The following is a 15821-nucleotide window of genomic DNA, read 5'->3' as shown; positions in this document are numbered from 1 at the left end:
TTAGTCGTGGTGTTCACGCACGCCCGCAAGCAGCAGACTCAACACGCCCCAGACAATCATCCCCAGCGCGAAAACTTCGAAAATGGATTTGATCCGCTTTGGCTCAATCGCCACATCCGGCGTATTCGGCTGCACCAGCCTCTCTAGATAAAGCTGCTTGCGCTGCGCTTCAGCGCGTGCGCTCTCGAGCGCAGCCATCGCCGATGCCAACTGCTTGTCGGCAAACTGCGAATCAAGTTGCAGACGCGCGTACGCAGCCGCCTTATTCGACAGCGAATTTTTTCCGCCCGTCACGCCGCCGGTGGTCCCTTCGATCTGCTTTTCCAGAGAGGCGATACTCGTCTTCAAGACCGGGATTTGCGGGTTTTGGGGCGAAATCGACTGCAACTGGATCAATTGGGTTTGGGCCGCGAACAACTGTGTTTGCAGTGCGGTGACTTGCTGCAACTGCATGGCAGACTGTCGATCGGGATCGAATACCGTGTACGAATTACGGTAGGTGGCCAATGCCGCCGCGGCGTCCTTGGCTTTGCCGGCCGCCACATCCACCTGGCTCTGCGCGAACTGAACCGTGTCTGCCGCTGCCCTCGCGTTCATCCGGTTGACCAACCGCTCGCTCATCTCCAGCAGCGTCTCGTTGATTTTTTCTGCGTCGTTGGCGGTATAGCCGCGAACCTGGAGCGTGGTAATCGCCGAAGTCGAATCGAAATCGACCGTGACAATGTGCTTGCCATAGTACTTCCACAGCGCTTCGAAACTGTTGTCGAAACTCCGTGAAAAGTGGCTCAAGAAGTCGCCATGATTGCCGTATGCGTCGGCAATATAGTCGCCCTGGTTCAATTCCTTGAGCGCGTCGCGCGACTGAATGTAGTCGATCACGGGATATGTATCGTCTTGCGCGCGCGAGAACCCGGTGCCCTGTAGTAGTGCGCCCACCACGCTGGTCTGGCTCTGCCGTTGCGCACTGCGCACCACGAAGCGTGACTCAGAAACATACACATCCGACGCAATCAGCCCGAAATACGCCACGGCGATCGCGGTCGGCACCACGACAGTCAACGCAAAGAGCCGATTGACTCCCTTGATGCGCTCGACCAGACCTTTCTTGTTCCCCGACGGCGGCAGTGCCGCGTTGTTGCTAGATACAGTTTCCAACGTCTTATCCAAACTGAATAATTCTTTCGATTCCCTTGATGTCGCACGCGCATCAAAGGGAAGTGCGGAAATGCCCGCAGAATCTGGTAGCCAAGGTCGGCGCAAACGTTTTACGTGTGCCGATACGAGTCCTTACGCAATCGCTTTGCCTGTAAGGAATGCAACAACTTGGCGTTGCATTCTCCTCTTGCGGAACTTACCCAAGAGGGCGGTCAAGCAGAGTATGGCGGCGGCCGATTATAGCCACCCGATATGTATAGCGCCATCCAGCATTGAGAGCTTTCGCAACATTTCATAATTTTTCTGACAGTTTCATATTGTTTACTCTCGTAATGTTGTATTCTTCGATCCTTGCGAAGGACCAGCAACAGCTATTCAAACGATACCGAGGTCAGCGGGGAAGGGGCGCATCTGTACGTGTCCCGTCGGTGAACCTCTGGCCGCTATACGACGTTCTTACATGCACCGCTCCTTTCTCGCCCTGCAAGGCACGGCTTCACCGTTCTTTAGCCGCCTTGCCATCGCACTGCGCGAGCGCGGCCATGCTGTACGTCGAGTTAATTACTGCGGTGGCGATCTGGCCTACGCGGGTAATGGCGATTCGTGGAATTTCCGCGATCAGTCAAGCGAACTAACAGATTGGTATGTCAATCGAGTGAAAACTGGCGGATTTACCGACGTAATAATGTTCGGCGACTGCCGCGAAATTCACCGTCATATGCATCCGGTTGCGCAAACTAATGGCTTGCGCGTCCATGTTTTCGAAGAAGGTTACGTCCGCCCGCATTGGCTGACGCTGGAAAAGCACGGCGTAAATGGCCGCTCGCAATTACCACGGGACCCCGCCTGGTATATCGATCAGCGCCGTTTTACGCCAGCAAGCCCTGCAGGGCAGCCCACTGGCTATAACCTCTACGAACGCGCGTTTCACGACATCCGCTATCGCAGCGCCAACACGCTTTTCGCCTCTCGCTTTCCGCATTACCGCAGCCATCGTCCGAGAAACGGTTTCTTCGAATACTCAGGCCTGGCTGCCCGCGCATTGCGTCAGCGTCAGCACCATCGCGATGCCGACAAGGTCACTCGCGATCTGCTCGATGCGGGTCATGCGTATTACATCTTTCCGCTGCAGCTGAATTCGGATGCGCAGATCGTCGTCCATTCGCCGTTCGACAGCGTGCGTGACGCGATCGCAAAGGTGCTGACCTCATTTGCACGCCACGCGCCTGCCGGGACCTGGCTCGTCATCAAAAACCATCCCCTCGACACCGGCCTGATCGACTATCGTCGTCACGCGGAGCAACTGGCGCGCGAACTCGGCATTGCTGAGCGTCTGCGTTTCATTGACGCGGGCCACCTGCCGACGCTTCTCGATCACGCGCGCGGCGCCGTGGTGGTCAACAGCACGGTCGGCTTGTCGGCGCTGCATCACCGTCGTCCGCTGATCGCGCTCGGCACGGCGATCTACAGCATGCCGGGATTGACGTGGCAAGGCTCGCTCGACGATTTCTGGCGGCACGGCGAACAGCCGGACATGCATCTCTACAAGGCCTTTCTCGACTACGTCGTCCACCACACTCAGATCAACGGCGACTTCTACACCCGCACCGGCATCGCGATGGCGACAGCCGGCGCGGTGCAGCGTCTCGAGGCGGCCGCGCATGTCTAGCGCCGCGCCGCGCCACATCGTCATCACCGGCGCCAGCGCGGGCCTCGGCCGCGCGCTTGCGCTGGCGTATGCGGCACCCGGCGTAGTACTCGGCCTCATCGGCCGGGATGTCGAACGCCTCGAATCTTCAGCGCAAGCCTGTCGCGCGAAAGGCGCAAAGGTAGACACCGCACAACTCGACGTGCGCGACGCCGCAGCCATGCAATCCTGGCTGCACCAATTCGATGACGCCCACCCAATCGACCTGCTGATCGCCAACGCCGGCGCAGCCAGCACCCTCGCATCCGCGCACGACTGGGAAGAACTGGAACGCACGGCGGCCATCGTCGATACCAATTTCTACGGCGCAATGCACGCGGTCCTGCCGGTAGTCGCGCGCATGCGTCCGCGCCGGAGCGGACAAATCGCTTTGGTCAGTTCGCTCGCCGCATTACGCGGCATGGCGATTTCGCCGGCCTACTGCGCAAGCAAGGCGGCGATCAAAGCCTACGGCGACTCGGTGCGTCCGGTTCTATCGCGCGACGGCGTGCGGATGTCGATCGTGTTGCCGGGTTTCGTCAAGACGGCCATGAGCGACGTCTTCCCGGGCGACAAGCCCTTTCTATGGTCGGCGGATAAAGCCGCGCAACACATCCGGCGCAAACTGAAGGCGGGCCGCGCGGAAATCGCATTCCCGAACTTGCTCGCTTTCGGCATGCGCCTGTTGCCGTTGCTGCCCGCAACATTGGCGGATGCGATTCTCGGCGGTCTGTCCTATTTGCCGCGTGAGGAGCGCTGAGTGGAGGCGACGTTCGCACTCAGCTTCGTGGCCGCAGCCGGCCTCGCGCTTCTGCCTGAAGCGCTTGCGCTGCCGCGCGCGTGGTTGCGCCGCTCGCCGCTCGCCTTGGCGTTGCACGTCGCCGCTATCGTGTTCATCTGTGTGTGCGTGCTGCTGCTCACGGGGCGCGTCAGGTTTTCCGCCTTTGTCGCGATCGCGCTGGTCGCGCTGCTGGCAGGCGTGAGCAACGCCAAGCACGCATCGCTGCAAGAACCGTTCGTCTTCACCGATCTGAGTCTTTTCAGCCAGCTTTTCGCGCATCCGCGGCTCTACTTGCCGTTTCTCAGCATAGGCACGGTGGTGGCGATCGTCATTGGCATCGCGGTGGTGATCGTCGTTTTTGTCACGGACAAGTCCCTTGCTCAAAGGCCTGTTGGAGAGCTCGTGATCGCTGCCGGTGCCTGCCTTGCCGCGGCCTACGTGTTTGCCGCGCGCTTGCCGCTCACGCTGAACCCCGTCGACGATCAGAAGCGTCACGGCTTCTTCTCAGTGTTCGTCGCCTACCTGCTGAACGGCATGAAGCCTGCCACCGCGCGTCAATTGTGCGACGCCTTGGCGGCCGGTCCGTTCGCGAGCGGCGCGCCGCAAACCGCGCCCGATGTGATCCTGATCCAGAGCGAGTCGTTCTTCGACGCGCGGCGTCTTGATGCGTCGATCGATCGCGCGATCCTGCGCAACTTCGACACCGCGCGCCGCGAGTCGGTCCAGCACGGCGAACTGACGGTGCCCGCATGGGGCGCCAATACGATGCGCACCGAGTTTGCGGTGCTGACCGGCATCGATCAGACGCAACTCGGCTATGCGCGTTTCTATCCGTACGCGTTCGTGCGGCGAGCGTGCAACTCACTGGCGTCGTGGTTCAAGCGCGGCGATTATCAAACGCTGGCGATCCATCCGTACTATGCGGATTTCTTCGGCCGAAAGCGCGCCTTCAAACATTTGCAGATCGACCGCTTTATCGACATCGCCGCGTTCGCCGACGCGCCGCGCGCGGGTCCATACGTGTCCGATCTGGCGGTGGCCGATTCGATCATCAAGGCGCTCGACGAACCGCGCGACAAGCCGGCCTTTATCTTCTCGATGACGATGGAAAACCACGGTCCCTTGCATCTGGAGCCGGTCGAGGCAGGCGAGGGTGCCGCCTTCCACGCGCTCGGCGACGATGCACGCTGGCGCGATCTGACTGTCTATCTGCGCCACCTCGCCAACGCCGATGCAATGCTCGGCCGCCTGCTCGCAGCATTGCGCGCGCGGCGCCGCGATACGGTGCTCTGCTTTTATGGCGATCACGTGCCGGCGCTACCGCACGTGTTCGTCGATCTCGGTTACGAACCGGCTCGCAGTGACTACTTTATCTGGCGCAATTACGGCGACGCGCCTGCTACCCGAAAAGATCTGTGTGCCGAACAGCTCGGCGTGGCCCTCGTTCGAACTCTTGAACCAGCCACGCCGCGTGATAAGGCCGCACACACGCTGCACCCAATCACAGAACGATGACCAAACAGATTGCAATTGTGGGGATGGCATGCCGCTTCCCCGGCCATGTTGAGAGCCCCGACGATTTCTGGGCGCTGCTGCGCGACGAAAAAGATGCGGTGACGCAAGTACCGGCTGAACGCTTCGGCACGGAGTTTTATCAGCACCCGTTGAAGCGCGAAGCGGGCAAGAGCTACACGTTCTCAGCCGGCGTGCTCGACGACGTAGCCGGTTTCGACGCGGCTTTCTTCGGCATTTCGCCGCGCGAAGCGCAGCAGATGGATCCGCAGCAACGCCTGTTGCTCGAACTCGCATGGGAGACCTTCGAAGACGCGGGCGTGCGTCCACGCGACATGGAAGGCAGCAATTGCGCGGTTTATGTGGGCGTCGCGAGTCCGGACTACGGCAATCGTTTCGTCGACGACCTGAACGCGGTCGATCCATATTCGGCCACAGGCAACACGCTCAGCATCGCGTCGAACCGCCTGTCGTATCTGTTCGACTTGCGCGGACCGAGCGTTTCGGTGGATACCGCGTGTTCGTCGTCGCTGGTGGCTTTGCATCAGGCGTGTCAGGCACTGCAATCTGGCGACGCCGAAATGGCGCTCGCGGGCGGCGTCAATCTGCTGCTGCATCCGTTCGGCTTCGTGACGTTTTCGAAAGCGTCGATGCTGTCGCCACGCGGACGCTGCCGCGCGTTCGACGCCACCGGCGACGGCTATGTCCGTTCGGAAGGCGGCGCGTTGGTGATGCTTAAAACGCTCGAGCGTGCGTTGGCCGAAGGCGACACGATCCACGCGGTGATCGCCGGTTCCGGCGTCAATTCGGACGGTTACTCGCAAGGCGGCATCAGCGTGCCGGGCGCGGCCACGCAAGCGGCGTTGCTGCGCACGGTCTACAAGCGCGCGGGTGTCGATCCGCGCTCGCTCGCATATGTCGAGGCGCACGGCACGGGCACGGCCGTCGGCGATCCGATCGAAGCGCGCGCGTTGATGGAAGCCGCGTCGGCGGGCCGGCCGGTCGATCGGCCGCTGTTGATCGGCTCGGTGAAAACCAACGTGGGCCACCTCGAAACCGCTTCCGGTATGGCTGGGCTGATGAAGGCGATTCTGTGCCTGAAGCATCGCGCCGTGCCGAAGACACTGCACTTCGAAACGCCCAATCCGGCGATCGATTTTGTTGGTGGACGACTGCGGGTTGTGGATCGCCTGACGCCGCTCGACAGCGGCGCGGAGCCCTTGGTGATCGGCGTGAATTCGTTCGGCTTTGGCGGGACGAACGCGCACGTCGTGTTGCGTGAAGCGCCTGCGCCCGTCGTTACCACACAAGTCGAAAACGGCGTCGCACTGCCGCCGCTGGTGCTGTCGACTCGCACCGCAGCCGCGTTGCCGGCGCTGGCGGCACGCTATCTGTCGATGCTGGACAACGGCACGCCGTGGAGCACGCTCGCGTCGAACGCGGCGCATCGCCGTCAGTGGCTGAAGTATCGTGCGATCGTCGCGCCGTCGACGGAAACCGAAGCGCGTGCGACACTCGCCGCGCTTGCCGCGCCGACGCCGGATCAAACGGAACCGGCACTCGTACAAGGCGACACCCCGGGCGACGATACGCGTCTCGCGCTGGTGTTCTCCGGCAACGGTTCGCAGTGGGCCGGGATGGGCAAGCAATTGTTCGCGCAAGAACCGGTGTTCCGTGCCGCGCTCGACGAACTCGACGCGCTGTGGCGCGCGGACGGCAGTCCGTCGCTGGTCGAGGTGTTGCGCGACGGAGTGAGCGCTGAATGGCTGGAAGCTACCGAGCATGCGCAGCCATTGCTGTTCGCGCTTCAGGTCGGCGTGGTGCGCGTCATCGAAGCGCGCGGCGTCGGCTATGACGTGTGCCTCGGCCACAGCGTCGGCGAGGTCGCCGCGGCATGGGCTGCGGGCGCGTTGACGCTGAAGCAGGCCGTACACGTGATCAAGATCCGCAGTCGCGCTCAGGCAAGCACGCGCGGCATGGGCCGGATGGCCGCGGCCGGTCTCGGCGAAGCCGCGATGCGTGCGCTGATGGCGCAAGTCGGCGTGGACGGCGCGGTGGAAATCGCGGGCGTGAACAGTCCGCAGGCGGTCACGCTGGCCGGCCCGCTTGCCGCGTTGCAGGTTCTCGAAGCTGCGGTGAAGGAAAGCGGCCGTTTTTTCCAGATGCTGGAACTCGACTACGCGTTCCACAGCCGTCAGATGGATCCGATCGAGCCGACCGTGCTTCACGGCCTCGCCGATCTCGTACCGAACGCCGGAGCGTGCAGCTTCGTTTCGACGGTCACCGGCGCGGAACTCGCGGGCACCGCGCTCGATGCTCACTACTGGTGGCGCAATATTCGCGAGCCGGTCCGTTTCGGCGACGCCATCGCGCAGGTCGCCCAGTCCGGCGTGCGTCTGTTCCTCGAAGTCGGCCCGCATTCGATCCTGCGCAGCTACGTCACGCAAACGCTCGACGAGGCCCACGTGAGCGGCCGTTCGCTGGCGACGCTCAAGCGCAATCACGATAGCGCGCAGATGCTGCATCACGCGATCTACGCGGCGCTCGCGAACGGCGCGCGCGTGGATGCCGAACGCTTTGCACCGGCCGGCGCACGCGTGGCGCTGCCGTCCTATCCGTGGCAGCACGAACACTATTGGCTCGGCCCGACCCCCGAGGCGTACAACCTCGTCAATCGCCGCCGCGAACATCCGCTGCTCGGTTACCGTCTGCGCGAACACGCGCTGGCCTGGGAAAATCAGCTTGACCCGGCCGGGTTGCCGATGCTGGCCGATCACGTCGTCGATGACGGCGTGGCGTTCCCGGGCGCGGGCTATGTCGAGATGGCGCTTGCCGCGGCGCGCGAGCATTTCGGCACCGATAGCTGTGCGGTGGAGAACCTCGAAATTCGTCTGCCGGTCGTGTTCCAGCCGCAGCATTCGAAGCTGTTCCGCTTCACAGTCGATGTGCGCACATCAAGCTTTACGATCGAAACGCGCGACCGCATGTCCGACGAAGCGTGGTCGCTCAACGTCACCGGCCGTCTGCTGGCAAGCGGTTGTGCGCTGGCGGCGCAGGCCGGTTCAAGCACGGTGCCTGCGGCGACGCTCGCAGGCCTGCTCGCGCAACCGGCCATGCCGGGCGACACGCTGTATGCGAACACCACCGCGATTGGCTTGAGCTACGGTCCGGCGTTCCAGTGGGTGCGCTCGGTGCATGTCGCCGCCGCCGCTGACATCGCGCTAGCCGAAGTAGAAGTCCCGAGCGTGCTCGCGCAATCCGACGCCGCGCTGAACGCGTATGCGCTTCATCCGGCGTTGATGGACAGCGGCTTTCATCCGCTCTTCGCGTTGCTCGCCGCGCCCGGCCAGGCTGAAGATCCGGCTGAAATCGAACACGCCGCCTACGTGCCCGTGCAGCTCGGCCGTATCGACTATCTGCGCGGTGACGCGATTCGCTATGTGGTCGCGCGGATCGAACGGCGCAGCCCGCATTCGGTCGTCGCATCGTTCGAATTCGCCGACGCGCACGGCGCGATCGTCGCGCGTCTCGGCGCGTGCCGCTTCCGCCGCGTCGACCTGATGGGCCGGCGTCAGCATGCGCCCGCACGTTACGCGTATATCGTCGAAGCGAAGCCGCTTGCCGGCGAACTCGACGCTCGCACGTTGCCGGAACCGGCCGTGTTGCTGGAAGACGCCGTCTCGACGCTGATGACGCAAGAAGACCTGCCGCGCAGACAGTCGCATCTGACGGAAATGCTGCCGCTCCTCGACGTCCTCGCCAGCGCCTACGCGCTGAATGCACTCGACGCATTGAACGTCTTCGCGCAACCGTCGCTGCCGGACTGCGCACATCCCGCGTTGCTCGCGCGCCTCGCACAGATCGCGGTCGAAGACGGCCTCGCACGGCGCGACGACACACGTCTCGTGCGCGACGCCGCGGCCTGCGAAAATCTGCCGGGCATCGACGACTTGTGGCGTGATCTGCTCTCGCAGTCGCCCGCGCACGTAGCTGAACTGACGCTGCTCGCGCATTGCGGCGCAGCGCTGCCTGCCGTGTTGCGCGGCGAAGTGAGCGGTGCGCGGATCCTGCCGCCGTCGCGCAGCAGTCTGGTCGAGCACTTCTTTGAAGCTTCGCCGACGTGGGCGCACGTCAATGCGTTGACCGGCGCATGTCTGCATCGCGTGATCGAAGGATGGAGCGAGCCGCGCCGCTTGCGCGTGCTCGAACTCGATTCGCCGTTGAGCGACGTGCTGCAACCGCTCGCGATCCATGTGCCGGTGTCGCGTTGCGACTACACGATTGCCGGCACGCATGAGCAGTTGAGCGGTTTCGATGCGAGCGAACATCCCGCCATCCGCACCGCGAACATCGAGTTCGGCGATACGCCGCGCCTGTCCGGCATCGAGGCGGGCGAGCGGTATGACGTCGTGGTGGCAAGTCACGTGCTGGCCGCACAGAGCGATCCGCGCGCGCTGCTCGCCGCGCTGCGCGATTGGCTTGCGCCGGGCGCGCTGGTCGTGATTGCCGAGCCGCGCAATAGCCGCTTTGCGGACATCGTGTTCGATCTCGACGCCGATGCCGTTCATGCAAATGCGCGCTGCGCTGCGTGGCTGTCGCCGACGGCGCTGACGAAACATCTCGAAGAAGCCGGATTCGAAAACGTCACGCGGCATACCGAGCAGGGTCTCGATCTCGAAGGCGCACCGACGCTGATCGTCGCGCGTGAGCCGTATGTGCTTGCGACGACCATGAATGAGGCTGAAGCGCAGACCCCGTTAATGCATTGGTCCCTGCTGTACGCGGCACAGTCCGATGCGACTGCGGACGACACCTTGGTCGCCGCACTGCAAGCTGCCGGTCACACCACGTCGAGCAGCACGCTCCAAGCGTTGCGTCACGACATGAGCAAGTTGGCCGCACCGGCGGGGCGCCTGCATCACGTGGTTTTCATCGCGCCGGATCAGGCCTTGCCCGCCAATGCAAACGGCGCAGATGTGATGAGCGCCCAGCAGCAGACCACGCTCGCGCTCGCGCAACTCGTGCGCGATCTCGCGGCGGTGGCCGGCGTGATGCAGCCGCAGTTGTGGATCGTCACGCGCGGTGGCGCGCCGTTCGTCACGCCGTTTGCCGATGCCGCCGCATTGCGCCCGGAACAAGCCGCGATGTGGGGGCTTGGCCGCGTGCTGGCTAACGAACATCCCGAATTGTCGTGCCGTCTGATCGATGTATCGCCGGCTTGCCGCGACGCGAGCGCAGTGCTGGCGCGAGAACTGCTCGCCGTCGACAGCGAAGAAGAAGTATTGCTCACGCCGCACGGCCGCTACGTGCCGCGCATGTTGCCCGCGGCGAGCGCGGCACTGCGCAGCGCACCGGCTTCTCCGGTACGTGCGCAGAACGAGGCAGCGGTGCTTGGTTTTGCGTCGCCGGGTTCGTTGCGCAACCTCGAATGGTTCGCGCTGCCGCAGCGGGAGCTCGCTTCTGACGAAGTGGAAATCGAGCCGGTCGCGACCGGCCTGAATTTCCGCGACGTGATGTACGCGATGGGCTTGCTGTCGGATGAAGCCGTCGAAAACGGCTTTGCCGGCGCGACGATCGGCATGGAACTGTCCGGGCGCGTGACGCGCGTGGGTCGCGACGTGCAGCGTTTTGCGCCGGGCGATGCGGTGCTCGGTTTCGCGCCGGCATCGTTCGCGAGCCATGTGCGGAGCCACGCGGAGGCGATCGCTCATAAGCCCGAACGTCTCACGTTCGAAGAAGCGGCCACCGTGCCGACCACATTCTTTACCGCGTACTACGCGCTGTGCGAGCTGGCGCGTCTGCGTCGCGGCGAGCGGGTGCTGGTGCACGGCGCGGCCGGCGGCGTCGGGATCGCGGCGATCCAGCTCGCGCGCCACCTGGGCGCGGAAGTCTTCGCGACGGCCGGTAGCCGCGAGAAACGCGAATTCGTGCGCCTGCTCGGCGCCGACCACGTGTTCGATTCGCGCAGCCTGGCGTTCGCCGATGAGATTCTGGAGCGCACCCAGGGCGCGGGTGTCGACATCGTGCTCAACTCGCTGGCTGGCGAAGCGATGGTGCGCAGCATCGACACGCTGCGTCCGTTCGGCCGGTTCCTCGAACTCGGCAAACGCGACTTCTACGAAAACAGCCGCATCGGGCTGCGCCCGTTCCGGAACAACATCAGCTATTTCGGCATCGATGCCGATCAATTGATGAGCGCGCTGCCGGACTTGACGGCGCGTCTTTTCGAAGAGGTCATGCAACTGTTCGCGGGCGGCGTGCTTCATCCGTTGCCGTATCGCGCGTTCCCGGCCGAGCGGGTCGAGGAAGCGTTCCGTCACATGCAGCAGGCGCGCCAGATCGGCAAGATCCTCGTGACGTATCCGGCCGGCACGCCGAGTCCGGCACGCGCGACGGCTGCTGCCGCAACGCTGCAACTCGATCCGGCGGCGGCGTATCTGATCGTCGGCGGCACGGGTGGGCTCGGCTTCGCGACCGCGCGCTGGATGATGTCGCGCGGCGCACGTCATCTGACGCTCGCGAGCCGTTCGGGCACGCTCGCGCCGGAACTCGCCGAAGAAGCCGCGCGTTGGCGCGAAGAGCACGGCGTGCAGGTGCACACCGCGGCATGCGACGTCACCGATGCAGCCGCGCTCGACATGCTGCTGGCAACGATCGCCGCACGCGGCACGCCGCTCAAGGGCGTCCTGCATTCGGCGATGGTGATCGACGACGGCCTCGTGCGCAATCTCGACGACGCGCGTTTCGCCGCCGTGCTCGCGCCGAAACTGGCCGGCGCATGGAATCTGGACCGCGCTACGCGCAGCGCGAAACTCGACTTCTTCGTGGTCTATTCGTCGGCGACGACCTTCCTCGGCAATCCGGGGCAGTCCAGCTACGTGGCGGCGAACAGCTTCCTCGAGGCGCTGGTCGGGCAGCGTCGTGCCGCCGGTTTGCCGGGCACTTACATGGCATGGGGTCCGTTGGACGACGTCGGCTTCCTCGCGCGCAATGCCGAAACGCGTGAAGCGCTGCAAGCGCGCATTGGCGGGCTGTCGATCACGTCGGCCGAAGCGCTCGCGGCGCTGGAGCGCGCGATCGTCGAGATGAATGCGGGCGAGGCCGTGGTGCGGCTCGACTGGCAGGCGTTGTCGCTCGGCATGCCGGCGGCGCGTGCGCGCCGCTACGCAGAAATGCATGCGCGCGGCAGCCACGAACCGGCGCGTCAGGGCGGCGCGCAGATGCGCGACCAGATTCTCGGCCTGCCGTTCGAGGACGCGTTGCGCCTCGTCGAAGAGACCTTGCAGGCGCAGATCGCGCGCATCCTGCATATGTCGCCGGAAAAAATCGAAACCGGCCGTTCGATCCTCGACATGGGGATGGATTCGCTGATGGGCATGGAACTCGGGATGGCGGTCGAAGAGAGCTTCCAGGTCAAGCTGTCGATCATGACGATGGCCGAAGGCGCGACGGTGCATTCGCTCGCGCAACGGATCGTCGAGTCGATTCAGACGAAGGATGACGCGGCGAAGTCGAACGGTGTCGCGGCGCACGTCGCGGCGGTCGCCGCGCAACACGCGCTCGATGTCGGCGCGAACGCGCTGGCCGATGTCGCCGATGCGCTGTCAGCGCAAACGGAAGCGCAGACGCCAATGCAATCCACTGCAACGGAGCTTGTTTGATGAGCGCGCCCGCAGGCTGGAGCATGCGCGAAGGCACGCTGGCGCGTCCGCTGGAACTGAGCGGGCACGGCCTGCACACGGGCCGGCCCGTCAACGTACGAATCATCCCGGGCGATGCCGACGGCCCGCGCGGCATCGTGTTCCGTCGAATGCAAGGCGGCCGCGTGCTGGCCGAGCTGGCGGTGAGTCCGGCGTTGCGGCGCGGCCAGCCGCTTTGCACGATGCTCGAAGCCGGTGATGGCGTCCGGGTCCGCACCGTCGAGCATTTGCTGGCATCGCTGCTGACCTGCGAGATCGATCGCGCGACGGTCGAGCTCGACGCCGAGGAGGTGCCGATCCTCGACGGCAGCGCGCAGCCGTGGATCGATGCGATCCGCGCATGCGGCCGGATCGAGTTGCCGCGCGCGAAGCGTTTCATTCGCGTGCTGCAACCGGTGACGATCATGGACGCCGAGGGCGCGCGCGACGAGCGCCGCATCTCGATCGAACCGTCGCCCGCATACGAAATGGCGGTACGCAACGACCTGAAGGGCTTTGGCGAATTGCGCTGGGATGGCGCCGTGACGCCCGCGAGTTTTGCGGCGGAGATCGCGCCGTCGCGATCCTACGGACGCGTCAAATGGGCGATCCCAGCGATCGTCGCCGGCTACGTGCGCGGCATGCCGATTCTGCGTGGCGCGCGCCTGTCTTGCACCGCGGCGATCGTCGGCAACCGCGTGCTTGGCGGCATGCGCGTGCCAGACGAATTCGTGCGGCACCGCGTACTCGACCTGGTCGGCGACATGGCGATGGCGGGCGCGCCGTTGCTCGGCCGCGTCACTGCGTTGCGGCCAAGTCATGAAATGAACTACCGGCTTATTGCCAAATTGCTCGCCACGCGCGAAGCGTGGGAGTGGGCCGAATTTCCGGCTGAATCGTTAGTTTAAGAGCGGTACGTCACGGGGTAGTAAGAACAACATGGGATTGGGTGATCACATCCGCCAGCAACTCGCTGCGAAAGCGCTGATGCGGCAACTGGAGCGCGTCTCTGAAGAGGCGCAGACGCCTGGCGCGCCGCTGCCCGCGGGCGGCACGCGCGCGGCGCAGGACGCGTCGCGCGCCGCGCTGTGCAGTTTCGAGGCGATGCCGGGTTATCAGCAGGTCGAAATTCTGCGGCAGATGGGCGAGAAGCTCCAGGTGCAGTCGCCGTTCTTCCGGGTGCACGAAGGCATTGCCGGCGCGACTACGCAGATCGGCGGTGTCGAATATCTGAACTACGCGAACTACAACTACCTCGGCCTCGCCGGCGACGAGCAGGTCTCCGCTCGCGCGAAGGAGGCGATCGACCGCTACGGCACATCGGCATCGGCGAGCCGGATGGTGGCAGGCGAACGCCCGGTGCAGCGCGAGTTGGAGACCGCGCTCGCGTCGTTTTACGAAGTGGACGATTGCGTTGTATTCGTGAGCGGCCACGCGACCAATGTGACGGTGATCGGCTCGCTGTTCGGTCCAGGCGATCTGGTCGTGCACGATTCGCTCGCGCACAACAGCATCGTGCAGGGCGCGCAACTGAGCGGCGCCAAACGCCTGAGCTTTCCGCATAACGACTGGCAAGCGCTCGACGCATTACTCGCACGTGTGCGGCACGACTACCGGCGCGTGCTGATCGCGATCGAAGGTTTGTACAGCATGGACGGCGATCTTCCCGACCTGGCGCAATTCGTCGACATCAAGCGCCGGCATGCGGCGTTCCTGATGGTCGACGAGGCGCACTCGCTGGGCGTGCTCGGCGCGAACGGGAAGGGCATTCGCGAGCAGTGCGGCATGGCGAGCGGCGACGTCGATATCTGGATGGGCACGCTCAGCAAGACGCTGGCGGGCTGCGGCGGCTTTATCGCCGGATCGCAGGCGTTGATCGACATCCTGCGGCACCTGGCTCCAGGCTTTCTGTACAGCGTCGGTCTTGCGCCCGCGCTGGCGGCGGCGTCGCTGGCCGCGCTCGAACGCCTGATCGCCGAGCCCGAACGGGTCGCATTGCTACGCGCGCGCGGCAAGCAGTTTCTCGACGAAGCGCGTGCAGCAGGCCTCGAGACCGGAAAAAGCGCGGGCTATGCAGTCGTGCCGATCATCACGGGCAGCACGCTGAAAGCCGCGCAATGGGCCAATACGCTGTTTGCCGATGGCATCAACGTGCAGCCGATCTTCTATCCGGCTGTCGAAGAAAAAGCAGCACGTTTGCGGTTTTTCATTTGCTCGACGCACGAGCCGGAGCAGATCAGCCGAACCATTGCGGCGCTGAAGCGCCTGCCTCGCTAAAGAGGAAGACTCGACCATGTACGCCGTTCAACCAGATCGCGCTCACGCGCTGCATCAGGCAGAAGATCCGGCATCACTGCGTTTTCGTGCGGCGCAAGCGCGTGACGCACAGGCTTGCGCGCCGCTGATGTTTGCGTCGGGCGTACGTGAGTTCGGGTTCTTTCTCGGCGACTCCGCCGCTACGTGTATCGAGTTCCTGCAATTCGCGTTCACATCGAAACACGGCCGTTTCTCGTACCGACGCCACCGCGTTGCCGTGACCGCCGACGGCACGGTGGTCGCGGTGCTCGCCGTGCACGACGGCCGCACGACCTGGTTCGACGATCCGCATGTAGTGTTGATGTTGCTGTTGTTCTTCGGCGTGCGCCGCACCGTTGGCATGTTGTTGCGCGGACTGGTGCTCGAAAGCGAATTACCCGCGCCGAAGTCTTCGCAGACGTTGATTGCGCATTGCGCGACGCATGAGCGTATGCGCGGCACGGGTGTGTTTACCGCACTGTTCATGGACGCGATGCGCGCCGGTTTGGCGCATGAGGACCGCGACCGTCAGATCGTGCTGGACGTGCTGGTCAGCAATACACGTGCGTATGAGTTGTATAGACGCTTGGGCTTCGTGGAGTTGCCGCGCAGGGGCCCAATTTCGCGGCGTTTGCCGTACGAACTGGAATCGGTGCGGATGCAACTGATGCGTCACGTTTAGTGGATCAAGACATACCGCTTGGCGCGAGTA

The 15821-nt window shown here is 64.1% G+C and carries 8 protein-coding genes; 7 read left to right on the top strand and 1 reads right to left on the bottom strand.

Annotation, left to right across the window (positions count from 1 at the left end; all coding sequences use genetic code 11):
- Window positions 1-1155, bottom strand: coding sequence for a hypothetical protein (locus WN982_RS30725; protein ID WP_341319320.1), 1155 nt, complete (start codon window positions 1153-1155; stop codon window positions 1-3).
- Between the two features lie 460 nt (window positions 1156-1615).
- Between WN982_RS30725 and WN982_RS30720 the strand changes: the two genes are divergently transcribed.
- The 7 genes from WN982_RS30720 to WN982_RS30690 are packed head-to-tail and all read left to right on the top strand — an operon-like array spanning window position 1616 to window position 15791.
- Entirely contained in the window at window positions 1616-2824 is a 1209-nt protein-coding gene (locus WN982_RS30720) for a capsular biosynthesis protein (protein ID WP_341319319.1), read from the top strand.
- A complete protein-coding gene (locus WN982_RS30715; RefSeq protein WP_341319318.1) occupies window positions 2817-3602 on the top strand; it encodes an SDR family NAD(P)-dependent oxidoreductase in 786 nt (261 codons plus the stop codon). The genes WN982_RS30720 and WN982_RS30715 overlap by 8 nt, the downstream gene beginning before the upstream one ends.
- Window positions 3603-5138, top strand: coding sequence for an LTA synthase family protein (locus WN982_RS30710; protein WP_341319317.1), 1536 nt, complete (start codon window positions 3603-3605; stop codon window positions 5136-5138).
- Window positions 5135-12796, top strand: a complete 7662-nt coding sequence (locus WN982_RS30705; RefSeq protein WP_341319316.1) for an SDR family NAD(P)-dependent oxidoreductase — start codon at window positions 5135-5137, stop codon at window positions 12794-12796. Before WN982_RS30710 ends, WN982_RS30705 begins: the two co-directional genes overlap by 4 nt.
- Complete coding sequence (locus WN982_RS30700; protein ID WP_341319315.1) at window positions 12796-13722, top strand: UDP-3-O-acyl N-acetylglycosamine deacetylase; 927 nt, start codon at window positions 12796-12798, stop codon at window positions 13720-13722. The genes WN982_RS30705 and WN982_RS30700 overlap by 1 nt, the downstream gene beginning before the upstream one ends.
- A gap of 31 nt (window positions 13723-13753) precedes the next feature.
- Complete coding sequence (locus WN982_RS30695; RefSeq protein WP_341319314.1) at window positions 13754-15091, top strand: aminotransferase class I/II-fold pyridoxal phosphate-dependent enzyme; 1338 nt, start codon at window positions 13754-13756, stop codon at window positions 15089-15091.
- A 16-nt stretch (window positions 15092-15107) separates the two neighbouring features.
- Window positions 15108-15791, top strand: a complete 684-nt coding sequence (locus WN982_RS30690; protein WP_341319313.1) for a GNAT family N-acetyltransferase — start codon at window positions 15108-15110, stop codon at window positions 15789-15791.
- The last annotated feature ends 30 nt before the right edge of the window (window positions 15792-15821 follow it).

This window comes from Paraburkholderia sp. IMGN_8 (genome assembly GCF_038050405.1).
Lineage (GTDB): Bacteria > Pseudomonadota > Gammaproteobacteria > Burkholderiales > Burkholderiaceae > Paraburkholderia.
This window is presented reverse-complemented; position numbering and strand designations above follow the sequence as displayed.